The sequence below is a fragment of the Nocardia sp. NPDC020380 genome, assembly GCF_044386975.1.
In the GTDB taxonomy this organism is placed as follows: Bacteria; Actinomycetota; Actinomycetes; order Mycobacteriales; family Mycobacteriaceae; genus Nocardia.
In genome coordinates this window covers 12487-26192 of sequence record NZ_JBIRVQ010000002.1, presented here as the reverse complement: position 1 = coordinate 26192, position 13706 = coordinate 12487, and the positions used below count along the sequence as shown (strand labels likewise).

Sequence of the window (13706 nt, the reverse complement as noted above, 5' to 3'; positions counted from 1 at the left end):
GAGCCTCGCGCCGCGCCTTTCGGACTCGCGCCCTGCCTTTCGGACCGCGTGCGGCCTGCCGGCCTCGCGCGCTGATCCTCCTGGCTCGCATGCTGTGGTCTCCGGCCTGGGCACTGGATCTGCTGCCGCGCCGCGCATCAACTCCTGGCGTCGTCCCAATGACTGCCACACCTGGCTCGCAGGGGGTTGCCAGGGTTACCGGTCAGGCTATGAAGCATGGGCCTTGCAGCGCTGATCACCGCATTCGTGGCTGCCGTTCTGCCGGTGACGCCGACGGAGCCGACACTGGTCGGGTTGGGGGCGCTGGCCGCCTTCACGCATGTTTCGCCGGTCACCGTGATTCTGGTGGGCGGGCTGGGGTGCTCGGTTTCTGATCATCTGCTGTATGCCGGGGGACGCTGGGGTGGGCACCGGATCCTGGGGTGGCTCTCGCGGGGACGGTCGACGCGCACGGTGACGAACTGGCTGCTCGATCGGACCAGGCGGTGGGGGGCTCCGATATTCATCGGGGCGCGGTGGCTGCCCGCCGGCGGCAGTGCGGGTGCGGTGCTCGCGGGGACGCTGCGCTGGAAGCTGCGGCGGTTCACGCCGGTCTCGCTGATCGGGTCGATGCTGTGGGCCTGCTACGCGACCATGCTCGGCTACCTCGGCAGCAGCATCACCGGCAATCCGCTCGCGGGGCTCGGGATTTCGCTGCTCGTGGCCGTGGTGCTCGCGCTGGCCGCGCGGCCGCTGCTGCATCGCCACGGGCGGGCCATGACCGCACCGGACGATACCGCGACCGTGGCGGACCACGCCGCGACCCTGCCGGACACCACGACGACTTCGGCCGGCAATGCGGCAGGTGTGCCGAATGCCGAACCGGCTGTGCCGAATGGCGAATCGGCCCGGGTCGGCCTGATCACGGTGTGACGCGAGGCCGCACGCGACACGAACCGGCCCGCCTCCAGTGGAGGCGGGCCGGTTTGCTGTCCGGGCCGGGCTACTTCAGGAACACCCCGGCGGCGACGAACGTGATGATGATCAGCACGGCGAACCAGGTGATCAACTGCCAGTGGGTGAGCGCGGACTTCTGGGAGGACACGGTCATCCGGAGAGTCGCGTCCACCCGGTTGTGGTCGGCGATGCGGCGTCGCGCCTGGGCGAGGTCGTCGGCCTGCTGCTGCGAGGCCACCTCGGCGCGTTCCAGGCGGTGGTTGAGGCGCATGAGTTGTTTGGTCTTGTCGCGGGTGGCCTTGCGGGCCACGGCGAGTGCGGACCGCTGATTCTGCAGTTCCTGACGCTGCCGTGCGATGACGGCCGCTTGCGTGCGGGTGTGCCGTTCCCAGTCGGTCACCGTCGCCCATCCTCCCGTGTGCTCGTCGCGGTAGCCGTAGGACAGCTCCTCCGCGACCCAGGCGGTCATGAATTCCCGCAGATCGCAGCCGCTGTGCCGGGGTACGACGACACCGCCGGGCCCGGTGACCAGCAGGCCGCCCACGATCCGGTATTCGGAGCCCTCGGCCGCGAAGTCGTCGATGCCCAGCGCGGGCAGCTGTGCCGTCCAGAAACCCGGCGGGCAGAGCCACAGCACTTCGCTGCACCCGCCGCTCTTCAGGATACCGGTGCGCTGCCTGGCCTCGGCCAACTCCGGTGGCGCACTGGACACCTCGATGGCGACCAGCCGATCTCCCTTGCGCCACAGCAGATCCGGGATTTCCGTACCGACCGCCACGTCGACTCCGGCATCGTCCGCACCGGCCGCCAGCAGCCGTCCGCGTAGCCAGAATTTCATGCGCTGTACATCCCACCGGCAGTCCGTACAGCCGGGTTCGCGGCAGCACTCCCCCGGTCGATGACCACGCGAATCCGCAACGGTCGTCTTCGGATTCGGCTCCGGTGCCGGATCGGCCAGCGCTACCGCCCGCCCGTGCGGACCTTCCACTCGCCTCGTGCTCACAGGATCACCCCAGCCAACTCACCCACCATGGGCCGCTTCCGTTTTCCGGAAACCACCAGCCCACGCCGATACATCCAGAGTGCCGCAGCGTGACCACCCAAGGGCAGGAAAGCGGCCAGATTCGTTATCCAACCGCATGCCGCGCGTGATCAAGCGCAACGCGGATCGTAATCCCCGTCCGGGATGCCGGAGCGCCCTGGCCCCGCTACTCTTTCGGGATGTCCGACCCGCACACCACGAACCCGCAGCTAGGCGCCCTCCGGGCGGCGCGCGGCGCCAACTCTGTGGCATTCGCACTGCAAGGTTTCTTCCTGGCCGTCATTCTGACCGAACTGCCGCAGCAGAAGGACAAGTTCGGGCTCACGGACACGCTGATCGTGGTGCTGGTCGCGCTCATCTCGTTGCTGGCCGGAGTGGGCAGCGTGACCGCGGAACGCCTGGCGCTGCGCTGGTCCAGCCGGACCGCCTTGCGCATCGGACTCGGGATCATCGCGGCCGCGGGCGTGGTAATCGCGGTGGCGCCGAACAAGACTGTGCTGTTCGTGGCCCTCGGCGTGTACGGCGTGGCGGTCGGTATCGTCGACGCGGGCACCAATATGCAGGCCGTATTCATTCAGCACGGCTATGGCCGATTCATTCTGTCGTCGTTCTACGCGGCGTGGAGCGCCGGATCCATCGTGGGCGCGTTGTTCGTATCCGCCTTCGAGGCGCTGAAAGTGCCGCTGCTCGCGTCCATCCTGGTCGCCTCGGCGGTCGTGCTGGCGGGCTGTCTCGCCGCGGGGCCGCGACTGCTCGGCACCGACGAGGCCGAATCCGGGCCCGCCGAACAGGAACCCGTGAGTTCGGTATCGACCCGGGTCTTCCTGCTCTTCGGCGTGGTGCTGGCGCTGGCGTTCGCCATCGACCTCGCGGTGGGCAACTGGTCGGCGCTGTACCTCAAGGACGACCTGCTGTCCTCCTCTGCGACAGCCGCATTGGCGCTGGCCGCCTATCAGGGTGCGTCGCTGGTGGGCCGTCTCAGCGGCGATATCTGGGTGCGGCGTTTCGGCCCGCGCACGGTGACCCGGGTGGCGGCCGTGGTCGGCGCGATCGGCCTGGCCATCGTGGTGGCCGCGCCGGGACCGGTGGTCGCGATCCTCGGGTTCCTCATCGCCGGCATCGGACTGCCGATCATCGCGCCCCTGTGCTTCAGCGAGGCCGGACAACTCACCAGCGGACGCGGACTGGACGCCCTCATCGCCCGGCTGAACCTCTTCAACTACGCGGGCACCCTGATCGGCGGCGCGGTGGTCGGCGTGGTCTCGGACGCCGCGAACATGCGCGCCGGCTTCGCCATCCCACTCTTGTTCGCGGTGGCGCTGATCGGATTCGCCCGCATCTTCCACACCCGGACCGGCAAGACCGGCACGCAACCACAGCCCGCACCGAAAGCCGCCTGACACGGCCGGCGTTTGCGCGACGCACTCACCCCACATGTTTGACTGGATCGGTGAGCGACTCCGCAGTGCGCGTCGATCGAGCCGAGCTCGCGGACGCCGCCGAGCTCAGCAAGGTGGCGGCCGTGACCTTTCCGCTGGCCTGCCCGCCCACCACCACACTGGAGGACATGGCGGTCTTCATCGCGGAAGTGCTGTCCGAGGAACGGTTCCGCGAATACCTCGCCGATCCCTCCCGCATCGTGCTCAAAGCGGTACTCGATGCCCGGATCATCGGCTACGCCCTGCTGAACAGCGGCGAGCCCGCCAATCCCGCAGTGGCCCGGGTGATCACGGCACGTCCGGTGCACGAACTGTCGAAGATGTACGTCCTGCCGGGCTACCACGGTGACGGGGTCTCGGCCGCATTGATGAGCGGGGCCGTCGCGACCGCACGGGGCACGGGCAGCGTCGCCGTATGGCTGGCGGTCAATCAGGAGAACGCCCGCGCCCAACGGTTCTACGGCAAGCACGGCTTCGCGTGCGTGGGCACCAAGGACTTCATGGTCGGCACGCAGCTCCACCACGATTACGTGATGGAGCTGCGTCTCTGAAACCTGTTGTCAGGCCAGCATCTTGGCCTCGAGGGCGGCGATATCGCCGTCGGTGAGCTTCAGGCCGTCGTGGACGTAGTTGTCGAAGCTGCCGTAGGTCTGGTTCACCTGGTCGAAGGCGGAGTCCAGGGCGGAGGCGGTGACGCCGTTCATCATGTCGCCGTCCTTGGCGCCCCGGTAGTAGTTCGACAGCAGGTAGTCGTAGTAGACCGTGTCCTTGTCGACGCCGAGGATGGTCAGCAGCACGGCCGAGGTCCAGCCGGTGCGGTCCTTGCCCGCGGTGCAGTGGAACAGCACGCCGCCCGGGTTGTAGGCGATGTCCTTGATCACGTTGGCGAAGGCCTCGTTGGCGCCCGGCGCGGTGATGAAGGCGCGGTACAGGTCGGTGCCCGCGGACAGGGTGGACGCCATGACCTGCGGCGGGGCCTGGCCGATCACGTCGTCGTGGTGTTCGGTGGCGCCGGCCGGGACCTTGTCCACGCCGAAGATGGTCTGCTCGTAGCCGGTGCGCAGATCGTGCACGGAGACCACATCGTCGCCGGTGAGCTTGGCCAGGTCGGCGTCGGTGGCCTTGCTCAGGTCGCCGGTGCGGAAGACCAGGCCGGTGCGCACGGTGTGGCCGTCGGTGGTGCGGTAGCCGCCGGCGTCGCGGGCGTTGAGGACGCCGGTCAGGCCCAGCGCCCGCTGGTCGGTGTTGTCGAGCACGCTGCTGGTGGCGGGCGGCGGGTCGGCCGCGAAGGCGATCGCGGTCGAGCCGAGGCTCGCGGACAGGGCTACGGTCGCCACGAGGGCGGCCTGGATTGCACGGTTGCGCAGCACAGGTTCACTCCTTACGGGCCCGGCGACGTTGTCCGGACCGGCTTATTGCGGTCCCCCTGAAATATTACCTTGGGAAACTATCCGATCCGCCGGTCCTTGTCAGGCAGCTGTGATCGGCGCCTCGAAACGCGAGAGTGCGAGCAGGCGGGAGATCGCCCGCAGGTACTTCTTGCGGTAGCCGCCGTCCAGCATCTCCTGGCTGAAGATCTGGTCCAGTTTCGCGCCCGAGACGGTGACCGGAGTTCCGGCATCGTAGAGCCGGTCGGCCAGCACCACGATACGCAGAGCGACCGCTTGGTCGGTAACTGGGTGTACGCCAGTGACATACACCGCGGACACACCATTGATCAGCGCGCCATAACGCGAGGGGTGCAACGTGCTCAAATGCTTCAGCAGCTCGTCGAAATCATCGAGCGTGGAACCCGGTGTGGCCGCAGCCTTCTCGACCAGCAACTCTTCAGCCATCGGTTCGGGAGCGGGCGGCAGATCCCGATGCCGGTAGTCCGGCCCGTCCACGCGCACCGGCTCGAACAGCGAACCCAGCTTCTTGATCTCCCGCAGGAAGTCCTGCGCGGCGAACCGGCCCTCACCCAGCTGGCCCGGCAGCGTATTCGACGTCGCGGCGACCGACACCCCGCGCGCGGTCAGCTCCGACAGCAGCCGCGACACCAGCATGGTGTCACCCGGATCGTCGAGCTCGAACTCGTCGATGCACAGCACACTGTTGCCCGACAACCGCTCCACCGCATTGTTGAAGCCCAGCGCGCCAACCAGATTGGTGAGCTCACCGAAGGTGCCGAAGGACTTCGGCTCCGGCACACTGTGATAGATCGAGGCCAGCAGGTGGGTCTTGCCCACTCCGAAGCCGCCGTCCAGGTACAGGCCGATGCCCGATACCGGCTTCTTCTTGCCGAACAGATGCTTCTTGTCCGCGGCCTTGCGCAGCTTGGTGACCTGATCCGCGAACTGCTCGGCCTTCAGTACCGCCGCCGCCTGCGAGGGTTCCTTCGGGTCCGGAATATAGGACGCGAAGCTCACCTCGTCGAAGGTCGGCGGGGGAACCATCTGGGCCACGAGCTGGTCTGCCGGAACCTCCGGGTGGCGATCGACGAGGCGTTGTTGCACGGCGTAAGCGTACGGACGTGCCCCGATGGGTTCTAATGCAGCGTATGCCCATTGCGATCCAGCTCACAGATCTCGGCGCCGACGACCTGGTCCGGATGTACACGTACCCGGCCGGACCCGCCGAGCCGTACATCCGGGTCAACTTCATCAGCAGCATCGACGGCGCGGTCACGGTCGACGGGCGCTCCGGCGGCCTGGGCACGCCCGCCGACCGGCGGGTCTTCGGCGTGCTGCGGGATCTGGCCGACGTGATCGTGGTCGGCGCGGGTACCGCGCGGGCCGAGAACTACGGTGCCGCGCACACGGATTCACACCTGCGCACCCGGCTGCACCATCACGGCTTCGGCGGCGCCCCCGACGGCGCGCCGCCCCGCATCGCGGTGGTGACCGCCACCGCCACGCTCGACCCCGGCAGCAAGCTGTTCACCGATCACGGCGCACGGCCGATGGTCATCACCACCACCTCCGCCTCCGCCGCGAACAAGCAGGCGCTCATCGACGCGGGAGCCGAGATCGTGGAGGCCGGCGACACCTCCGTCACCGCCAAGGGCCTGAAAGACGCCCTCGCCGAACGCGACCTGCGCCGCGTGCTGTGCGAGGGCGGACCCAGCCTGTTCGGCGACCTCATCACCGCCGGCGAGGTCGACGAACTGTGCCTGACCGTGTCTCCCATGCTGGTCGCGGGCACCGAACGGCGAATCGCCGTGTCCCCCAATGCCATGCCCACGCCCATGCACTGCCGTCATCTGATCTGCGATGCGGACGGCACGATTCTCTCCCGCTGGGTGCGCTCGCACACCCGGTAGCTGAAACCGGCCGCCGGACCTGGCAGGCTGTACCGCATGCGCTGGACTCGGGCCGCTCTGCTGGCGGCGACCCTGTCGGTATTGGTGACCACCGCCTGCGGTGCCGGGCCCTCGGATCGCCCCGCCGTCGCGGTGGAACATCCGCACGACGCAGGGGCCGCGCAGACCACGCCGTCGAGTGCGCCGGCCCTGCCCGCGCCCGAGGTGCCCAAGACCGATCTGGCCTGGCACGACTGCACCGCATCGACGTTCAGCCAGCTGTCACTGGGCGCCCCGCCCACCGGATTGATCCTGGAATGCGCCGAATACACCACGCAGACCGATGTCAGCGGCAATGTGACCGGCAACTTCCGCAATGCGGCCATGCGCGCCCGCTATGACCGGACACCCAAGGACGTCGCGCCGCTGATCCTCACCTCCGGCGCCGATCGTTCGTCCACGGCCACCCTGGCCGGGCTGGCCGCCGGACCCAACAGCGCGATCCTGGCCTCGCGGCCCATCGTCGCGGTGGACCGCCGCGGTATCGGCAGCTCGCAGCCCATCACCTGCATGACCGACCCGGACCGCAAGGCCCTCGCCGATCAGGACCAATTCACGCACGGCGGAACCGATCCCGTGGACGCGGTCGCCGCCTCCGCGCAGAACGCCACCACCACCTGCCTCGACTTCCTCACCCCCGCACAGGGCGCCTTCGACGCCGCGCACGCCGCCGACGATATCGAGCAGCTGCGCAAGCAGTTCCAGGTCGACCACATCGCACTGATGGGCACGGGCACCGGATCGGGCGTGGCACTGAGCTATGCGCGCAAGTACGGCGATCACCTCTCCCGCCTGGTGCTGGACTCACCGCAGGCCGTCGGGCAGGACCAGGCGGGCCGCACCGAACTGTCGGTCAAGGGCGCCGAGGCCGCGCTCACCGCGTGGGCGCAGCAGTGCACCGCGCTGCAATGCTCGCTGGGCGCCGATCCGCACGCGGCGGTCATCGACCTCGTGAAGCGCGCCGGCAACGGCGAATTCGGTGATCTGTCCGTTTCGGCGCTGGTCACCGCGCTGCGCGGCTACCTCTCCGACCCGATGGCACAGGGCAATTCGCAGGTCACCCAATTCGCGGACGCGCTCTCCGCGCTCGGGCGCGGTGATCGCGGGCCGATCGGCGGCTACGTGCAGCGCGCCGCCGCGGCGGTGGTCACCGACGGGCAGTTCGTGAACCGCTGCAGCGACAACACCCAGCCCGCCACCCCCGACCGCGCCAAGCAGCTGGAGGCCACCTGGTCCACCCAGTACCCGGTCTTCGGCAAGGTCGCCGCGATCAACCTGATGGTGTGCGCCAACTGGCCCTCGGCCAACCCGGTACCCGCGCTGGAGAAGTTCAGCCTGCCCACGCTGGTGATCGGCGGCAGCGCCGACCCGGTCACCGGTCAGGACGGACGGCCGTCGGTCACCGGCGCCCTGGGCGCGGCCGGCGCCACCACCTCCACCCTGGTGTGGCAGGGCTGGGGTCACCCGACCTTCGCGCACTCCGGTTGCGCGCAGCAGGCGGTGGGTGACTACCTGAAGGACGGCACCCTGCCCGCCGACGGAACCGCCTGTCCCGCCTGAGGATCCGGAGCGAGCAGGCGTCATAGCAACACCGGAGGTATCGTGACCCCACCAGATGGGGTCTTCCGGTGTGTGGCACGGCACGCTGATAGCGGGTCGGCGCATCTATGACAGGGGTTTCCGGTGTACCGTGCCCGAGTGTTCCTTCGACAGCTCGAGCCCCGCACTGCTCGCACAACCTCCGAGGTTCTGAACTTCGCACTGTGGCCCCTCGCGGTCCTCACCGTGCTGAACCGGGTGTTCATCAAGGCTGTCAACTACTCGATCACCAATGACTTCAAGCCGGTGTACGACGCGTCCCTGGCGTTCCTGAACCATCGGGCCATCTACACCGACAACTTCAACTCGACCGATCCGCACTACCTGTACCCGCCCGGCGGCACGCTGCTGATCTCGCCGCTCGCGATCATCGATCCCGAGAAGTCGCGCTGGTGTTTCATCCTGCTGAACGCCGCGGCCATCATCCTGGCCGGATATCTGCTGCTGCGACTGTTCGGCTACGGACTGAACTCGGTGATCGCGCCCGCGCTGCTGCTGGCCATGTTCATGTCCGAGGCGGTCACCAACACACTGGTTTTCACCAATGTCAACGGCTGCCTGCTGCTGTGCATGGTGGCGTTCATCCACCTGCTCATCCAGCGGCGGGACCTGTGGGCCGGTGTGGCACTGGGATTGACGATCACCATCAAGGGCCCGCTGCTGGCGCCGCTGCTGGTGATTCCGCTGGTGCGCGGGCAGTGGAAGACTTTCATTACGGCCCTGGGCATTCCGATCGCCATGAACCTGCTGGCCTGGCCGTTCATCGTGGACTACAAGTCCTTCTGGAGCCACACGCTGCCGTATCTGTCCGAATCGCGGGACTACTTCAACAGCGCGATCGTCGGCAACTTCGGCTACTACGGCGTCGCCGTCTGGCTGACCTGGACGGTCCGCATCCTGCTCGGCGTCATGGTGCTGGTCACCCTGTGGCTGCTGTACCGCTACTACCGCGAGGACGAGGTGTTCTTCATCTGCACCACCTCCGGCGTGGTGATCGCCTCGGTGCTGGTGCTCGGACCGCTCGGCCAGGGCTACTACTCCATGTTCCTGTTCCCCATGCTGATGACCGTGGTGCAGCGAAACTCCGTGCTGCGCAACTGGCCCGCGTGGGTGGCCATCTTCGGGTTCATGTCCTACGACAAGTGGCTGTCGGACCGCTGGCAGAGCATCGGCCGCACGCTCGAATACCTGCGCGTCACCTTCGGCTGGGCGCTGCTGCTCATCGTGGCCTTCTGCATCCTCGGCGACCGCTACCTGACCGCCAAGCGCGAGGGCCGGCTGCGCCCGGGCCTCACCCTGGACCCGGCCTGGATGCACCCGAAGCAGAGCGCGCCGCAGCAGCGGCCCGCCCGCAACGGCCATGCCGTGGACGTGGTGGGCGAACCGGTCGGTCAGGCATCCGGGCACTGATACCGCTCATGCACGTATTAGCGTGGAGCCATGAGTTCCGACGCTGAGGCCTCGATTCCGGCACCGCGCATCCAGCTGACGCCGCAGGAATGGCGCACCCGGCTGTCGCCCGAGGAGTACCAGGTACTGCGCGAGGCCGGCACCGAACGCGCCTTCACCGGCGAATACACCGATACCGAAACCGAGGGCGTATACGCCTGCCGGGCCTGCGGATCCGAATTGTTCCGCAGCGGCGAGAAATTCCATTCGCACTGCGGCTGGCCGTCGTTCTTCGATCCGGCCGACTCCGATGCGGTGATCCTGACGACCGACGACTCGCTGGGCATGCGCCGCGTGGAGGTGCTGTGCGCCAACTGCCACAGTCACCTGGGGCACGTGTTCGAGGGCGAGGGTTACCCCACGCCCACGGACAAGCGCTACTGCATCAACTCCATCTCGCTGCGACTGCACCCCTCGGGCAAGGCAGCGGAATAGGTCGCAGAAATCCTATGGAACGTATGCGATTTCGCGCATGCCCCGAGTTCTGCGGGCAGCACGCGTAATACGCTCCGGCAGACAGCAGAGAGCCCGGCCGCAGGTAGCGGCCGGGCTCTCGCATTGTCTACTGCTCAGCTCACGGCAGTGCGGCGATGAGCTTCTCGACCTCGACGCGCGGGCCGGTGAAGAACGGAACCTCTTCGCGCACATGCCGCCTCGCCTCGGTGGCGCGCAGGTCACGCATGAGGTCGACGATGCGGTGCAGCTCCTGTGCCTCGAAGGCGAGAATCCACTCGTAATCGCCGAGCGCGAAGGACGCCACGGTATTGGCGCGCACGTCCGGGTAGTCGCGGGCCTCCTTGCCGTGATCGGCGAGCATCTTGCGACGCTCCTCGTCCGGCAGCAGGTACCAGTCGTAGGACCGCACGAACGGGTACACGCAGATGTAGTTGCCCGGCTCCTCACCCGCGAGGAACGCGGGGATGTGGGACTTGTTGAACTCGGCCGGGCGGTGCAGCGCGGCATTGCTCCACACCGGATTGCTGAGCGAACCCAGCTCGGTGGTGCGGCGGAAGTCCGCGTAGGCGGCCTGCAGATCCTCGATCTTCTCGGCGTGCCACCAGATCATGTAGTCGGCGTCGGCGCGCAGGCCGGCGACGTCGTAGATGCCGCGCACCACCACGCCGCGCTCCTCGAGCGAATCGAAGAAGGCGCGCGCCTCCTTCATCGCGGCCGCGCGGTCCTCCCCTAGCACTCCGGGCTCCACCTGGAACACCGAGAACATGAGGTAGCGGATGGTGTCGTTGAGGGCCTTGTAGTCGAGTCGCGCCATACCCCCATCGTGCCACCCGGGTTCAACGCGCCGGGCGCGGGGCACTGTGGCCTTGATCCGAATGGCCCGGTGGCGTTTATTCGCGACCGGGTATTGGTCCGCGCAGCGGGTGATTAGGCTCGAACGCACACGAAACGAAGGAAAACGCAGTGCAACCGACATACGCAGACGTGACCGCGGCGGCCGCCCGCATCGCCGGCCACGTCCGTCCCGTCGTCCTCGCACAGGCGGACGCGGACACCGTGCCCGTCGCCGGCGAGGTGTGGTTCGCCCTCGAGCACATGCAGCACACCGGCAGCTTCAAGGCCCGCGGCGCCGCGAATTTCATGCTCGCACACCAGGAACGGGGACTCCTGCCGAAAGTGGGCGTCACCATCGCCTCCGGCGGCAATGCGGGCGTCGCCTGCGCCTGGGCGGCGCGATTGGTCGATGCCGCCGCGGCGGTCTTCCTGCCCGCCACCGCACCCGCCGTCAAGGTGACGCGACTGAAGGCACTGGGCGCACAGGTGTTCTCGGGCGGCGAGTACTACGCGGACGCGGCCCTGGACTGCGAGCGCTACGCCGCCGCCACGGGTGCGCTGCGCTCGCACGCCTATGACGATCCCTATATCGCCGCAGGCGCGGGCACGCTGCTGGACGAGATCGTGGCCGGGCTACCCGATCTGGACAGCGTCGTGGTCGCGGTCGGCGGCGCCGGACTGCTCACCGGAATCTCCATTGCCGCAGCACATCACGGCGTGCGCGTGGTGGCGGTCGAACCCGAGAAGTGCCGCGCGTTCAACGCCGCACTGGAGGCGGGTCATCCGGTGGACGTCGATATCGACTCGGTCGCCGCCGATGCCCTCGGGGCCCGCCGCGTCACGCCCATGTCCCTGGCCGCCGCGACGGCGGGCGATGTGCGCTCGGTGCTGGTCTCCGACAAGCAGATCATCGCGGCGCGCCAAACCCTCTGGGACTGCCGACGTCTCGCCGTCGAGCACGCCGCCGCCACGGCCCTGGCCGCCCTGCTGTCCGGGGCCTACGTGCCGACTCCGGGAGAACGCGTCGCCGTCATCATCTGCGGCGCCAACACCGATCCCTCGGACCTGGTCGCGCCCAAGACGACCCAGCACTGAAACAGCCGCGACCAGTACACCAGCGAGCCGGAAACGGACGAAACCGCTCGCGGGTGTACTGGTCGCGCATGTTTCAGACCAGACCCGGCCGGGTGATTACAACCGGTCGAGGATGCGGGCGGCCGCGGCGGTGCCGGAGGCGGCGCAGGCCGGGACGCCGACGCCGTTCAGATAGGCCCCGGCCAGTGCGAGGCCGGGCAGATCGGCTGTGGCGGTGCGGAGTTCGGCGATCCGGGCGGTGTGGCCGGGCGCGTACTGCGGGAGGCCGCCGGGCCAGCGCTGTACGACCGCGGTCAGCGGACGGATCTCGGCACCCGTCACCGTGGTCAGATCCTCGACGGCCGCGGCGATGAGCTCATCATCCGTGCGGGTCAGGGCGGTGTCGTCGCCGAAGCGGCCGAACGAGGCCCGCACCAGCGCCACCTCGCGCGCGGCCAGGTGCGGCCACTTTCGGCTGGAGAGGGTGAAGGCTTTGGCGCGCAAGGGTTCACCGGTGGCCACCAGGATGCCGGAGTTGTCGGGGAGTGCGGTCTCCTTGGGCAGCGCCAGCGCCACCACGGCGGACGACGCCAGTTCGATACCGGAGACGAGTTCGGCCGCAACCGGTGCGACTTCGCGTAGCAGGGCCGCCGTGACCGGGGCCGGGGTGGCGAGCACCACCGCGTCGAACCAGCCGAGCGGATCCAGCTGCCAGCCCTCGGAGGTGGCGGTGAGAGCGGTTGCCGTGGTGCCGATTTCGACCTTCATATCGGCGGCGGTCCGCAGGGCGTCGAGCAGCACGGCGTAGCCGTCGCGGATGCCGCCGAAGACGGGCGTATTCGACGGCGGCGGCAGCGCGTCGGCCACCGCCTGGGACAAACTGGTCGCCCCGGCGTCGAGCGCGGCGGCCAGCGGCGGCAAGGCCGCGCGCACTCCGATGGACCCCGCCGTGCCCGCGTACACGCCACCGAGCAGCGGATCCACGCTGCGCCGCACCACCTGCTCACCGAACCGATCGGCCACCAGCGCGCCGACCGACACATCGGTACCCGGCACCCATTCGAGGGGCCGGTTCGGCTCGTCCGCAATGCGTGCCAGCGTCAGGGCGTCCACCAGGGTCGAAACCGCATGCGCCCCCGCCGGAATCCCCATGAGGGTCCCCTCCGGCAGTCGGTGCCCCACGCCCTGCGACCACACCAGCGGCCGCTTCCCGGCCGGATGCACCAGCTGGTCCTCGATACCCAATTCCCGCATCAATGCCGGTATTTCGGGCCGCCGCCCGACGAAGGCCTCCGCCCCGAGATCGACGGGCTCCCCCGCGATCTCGGCGGTCCGCAGGATCCCGCCGACGCGATCCCGCTGCTCGATCAGCACCAGTTCGGCGTCCGCGCCCAGCGCCCGCCGCAGCCGGTACCCCGCGACCAGCCCACTGATCCCGCCACCGACCACCGCGATACGCATCGACCAACTCCTCGTCACGTCAGCATTTCCCTTGCCAACGTACTCCCGGCGCCGAGGTGGCCCGCGCCACAGCCGG

Annotated in this window: 13 protein-coding genes; 8 read left to right on the top strand and 5 right to left on the bottom strand. The window is 68.5% G+C overall.

Going from position 1 to position 13706, the window contains the following annotated elements:
- Nucleotides 1-216 precede the first annotated feature (216 nt).
- Complete coding sequence (locus tag ACH438_RS03600) at nucleotides 217-912, top strand: DedA family protein (RefSeq protein WP_397000824.1); 696 nt, start codon at nucleotides 217-219, stop codon at nucleotides 910-912.
- Between the two features lie 70 nt (nucleotides 913-982).
- Here ACH438_RS03600 and ACH438_RS03595 read toward each other — a convergent pair whose 3' ends face one another.
- Nucleotides 983-1774: a hypothetical protein gene (locus tag ACH438_RS03595; RefSeq protein WP_397000822.1), complete on the bottom strand. Its 792-nt coding sequence runs from the start codon at nucleotides 1772-1774 to the stop codon at nucleotides 983-985.
- A gap of 383 nt (nucleotides 1775-2157) precedes the next feature.
- Here ACH438_RS03595 and ACH438_RS03590 point away from each other — a divergent pair, with 383 nt between their 5' ends.
- Both ACH438_RS03590 and ACH438_RS03585 read left to right on the top strand, forming a co-directional pair.
- Entirely contained in the window at nucleotides 2158-3378 is a 1221-nt protein-coding gene (locus ACH438_RS03590; protein ID WP_397000820.1) for an MFS transporter, read from the top strand.
- Nucleotides 3379-3428: 50 nt separating this feature from the next.
- Nucleotides 3429-3968 carry a GNAT family N-acetyltransferase gene (locus ACH438_RS03585; RefSeq protein ID WP_397000818.1) on the top strand — a complete coding sequence of 180 codons (540 nt, stop codon included), beginning with the start codon at nucleotides 3429-3431 and terminating at the stop codon, nucleotides 3966-3968.
- Nucleotides 3969-3977: 9 nt separating this feature from the next.
- Here the strand turns inward: ACH438_RS03585 and ACH438_RS03580 are convergent, their stop codons facing one another.
- Complete coding sequence (locus ACH438_RS03580; RefSeq protein WP_397000816.1) at nucleotides 3978-4787, bottom strand: tyrosine-protein phosphatase; 810 nt, start codon at nucleotides 4785-4787, stop codon at nucleotides 3978-3980.
- Between the two features lie 99 nt (nucleotides 4788-4886).
- On the bottom strand, nucleotides 4887-5912 hold the full coding sequence (zapE, locus tag ACH438_RS03575; RefSeq protein ID WP_397000814.1) for a cell division protein ZapE: 1026 nt from the start codon (nucleotides 5910-5912) through the stop codon (nucleotides 4887-4889).
- Nucleotides 5913-5947: 35 nt separating this feature from the next.
- On the opposite strand from zapE, the gene ACH438_RS03570 reads away from it, so the two are divergent.
- From ACH438_RS03570 to msrB, 4 genes are all read left to right on the top strand, one after another.
- Complete coding sequence (locus ACH438_RS03570; RefSeq protein WP_397000811.1) at nucleotides 5948-6718, top strand: pyrimidine reductase family protein; 771 nt, start codon at nucleotides 5948-5950, stop codon at nucleotides 6716-6718.
- 36 nt (nucleotides 6719-6754) lie between these two features.
- Entirely contained in the window at nucleotides 6755-8317 is a 1563-nt protein-coding gene (locus tag ACH438_RS03565; RefSeq protein WP_397000809.1) for an alpha/beta hydrolase, read from the top strand.
- A 138-nt stretch (nucleotides 8318-8455) separates the two neighbouring features.
- Nucleotides 8456-9766, top strand: coding sequence for a glycosyltransferase family 87 protein (locus tag ACH438_RS03560; protein WP_397000807.1), 1311 nt, complete (start codon nucleotides 8456-8458; stop codon nucleotides 9764-9766).
- Between the two features lie 30 nt (nucleotides 9767-9796).
- On the top strand, nucleotides 9797-10240 hold the full coding sequence (gene msrB, locus ACH438_RS03555; RefSeq protein ID WP_397000805.1) for a peptide-methionine (R)-S-oxide reductase MsrB: 444 nt from the start codon (nucleotides 9797-9799) through the stop codon (nucleotides 10238-10240).
- 139 nt (nucleotides 10241-10379) lie between these two features.
- Here msrB and hemQ read toward each other — a convergent pair whose 3' ends face one another.
- On the bottom strand, nucleotides 10380-11075 hold the full coding sequence (gene hemQ, locus ACH438_RS03550; protein WP_397000803.1) for a hydrogen peroxide-dependent heme synthase: 696 nt from the start codon (nucleotides 11073-11075) through the stop codon (nucleotides 10380-10382).
- Between the two features lie 149 nt (nucleotides 11076-11224).
- Between hemQ and ACH438_RS03545 the strand changes: the two genes are divergently transcribed.
- Nucleotides 11225-12190 carry a threonine/serine dehydratase gene (locus tag ACH438_RS03545; protein WP_397000801.1) on the top strand — a complete coding sequence of 322 codons (966 nt, stop codon included), beginning with the start codon at nucleotides 11225-11227 and terminating at the stop codon, nucleotides 12188-12190.
- A gap of 96 nt (nucleotides 12191-12286) precedes the next feature.
- On the opposite strand, the gene ACH438_RS03540 is transcribed toward ACH438_RS03545, so the two are convergent.
- Nucleotides 12287-13630, bottom strand: a complete 1344-nt coding sequence (locus ACH438_RS03540; protein ID WP_397000799.1) for a protoporphyrinogen oxidase — start codon at nucleotides 13628-13630, stop codon at nucleotides 12287-12289.
- Nucleotides 13631-13706 lie beyond the last annotated feature (76 nt).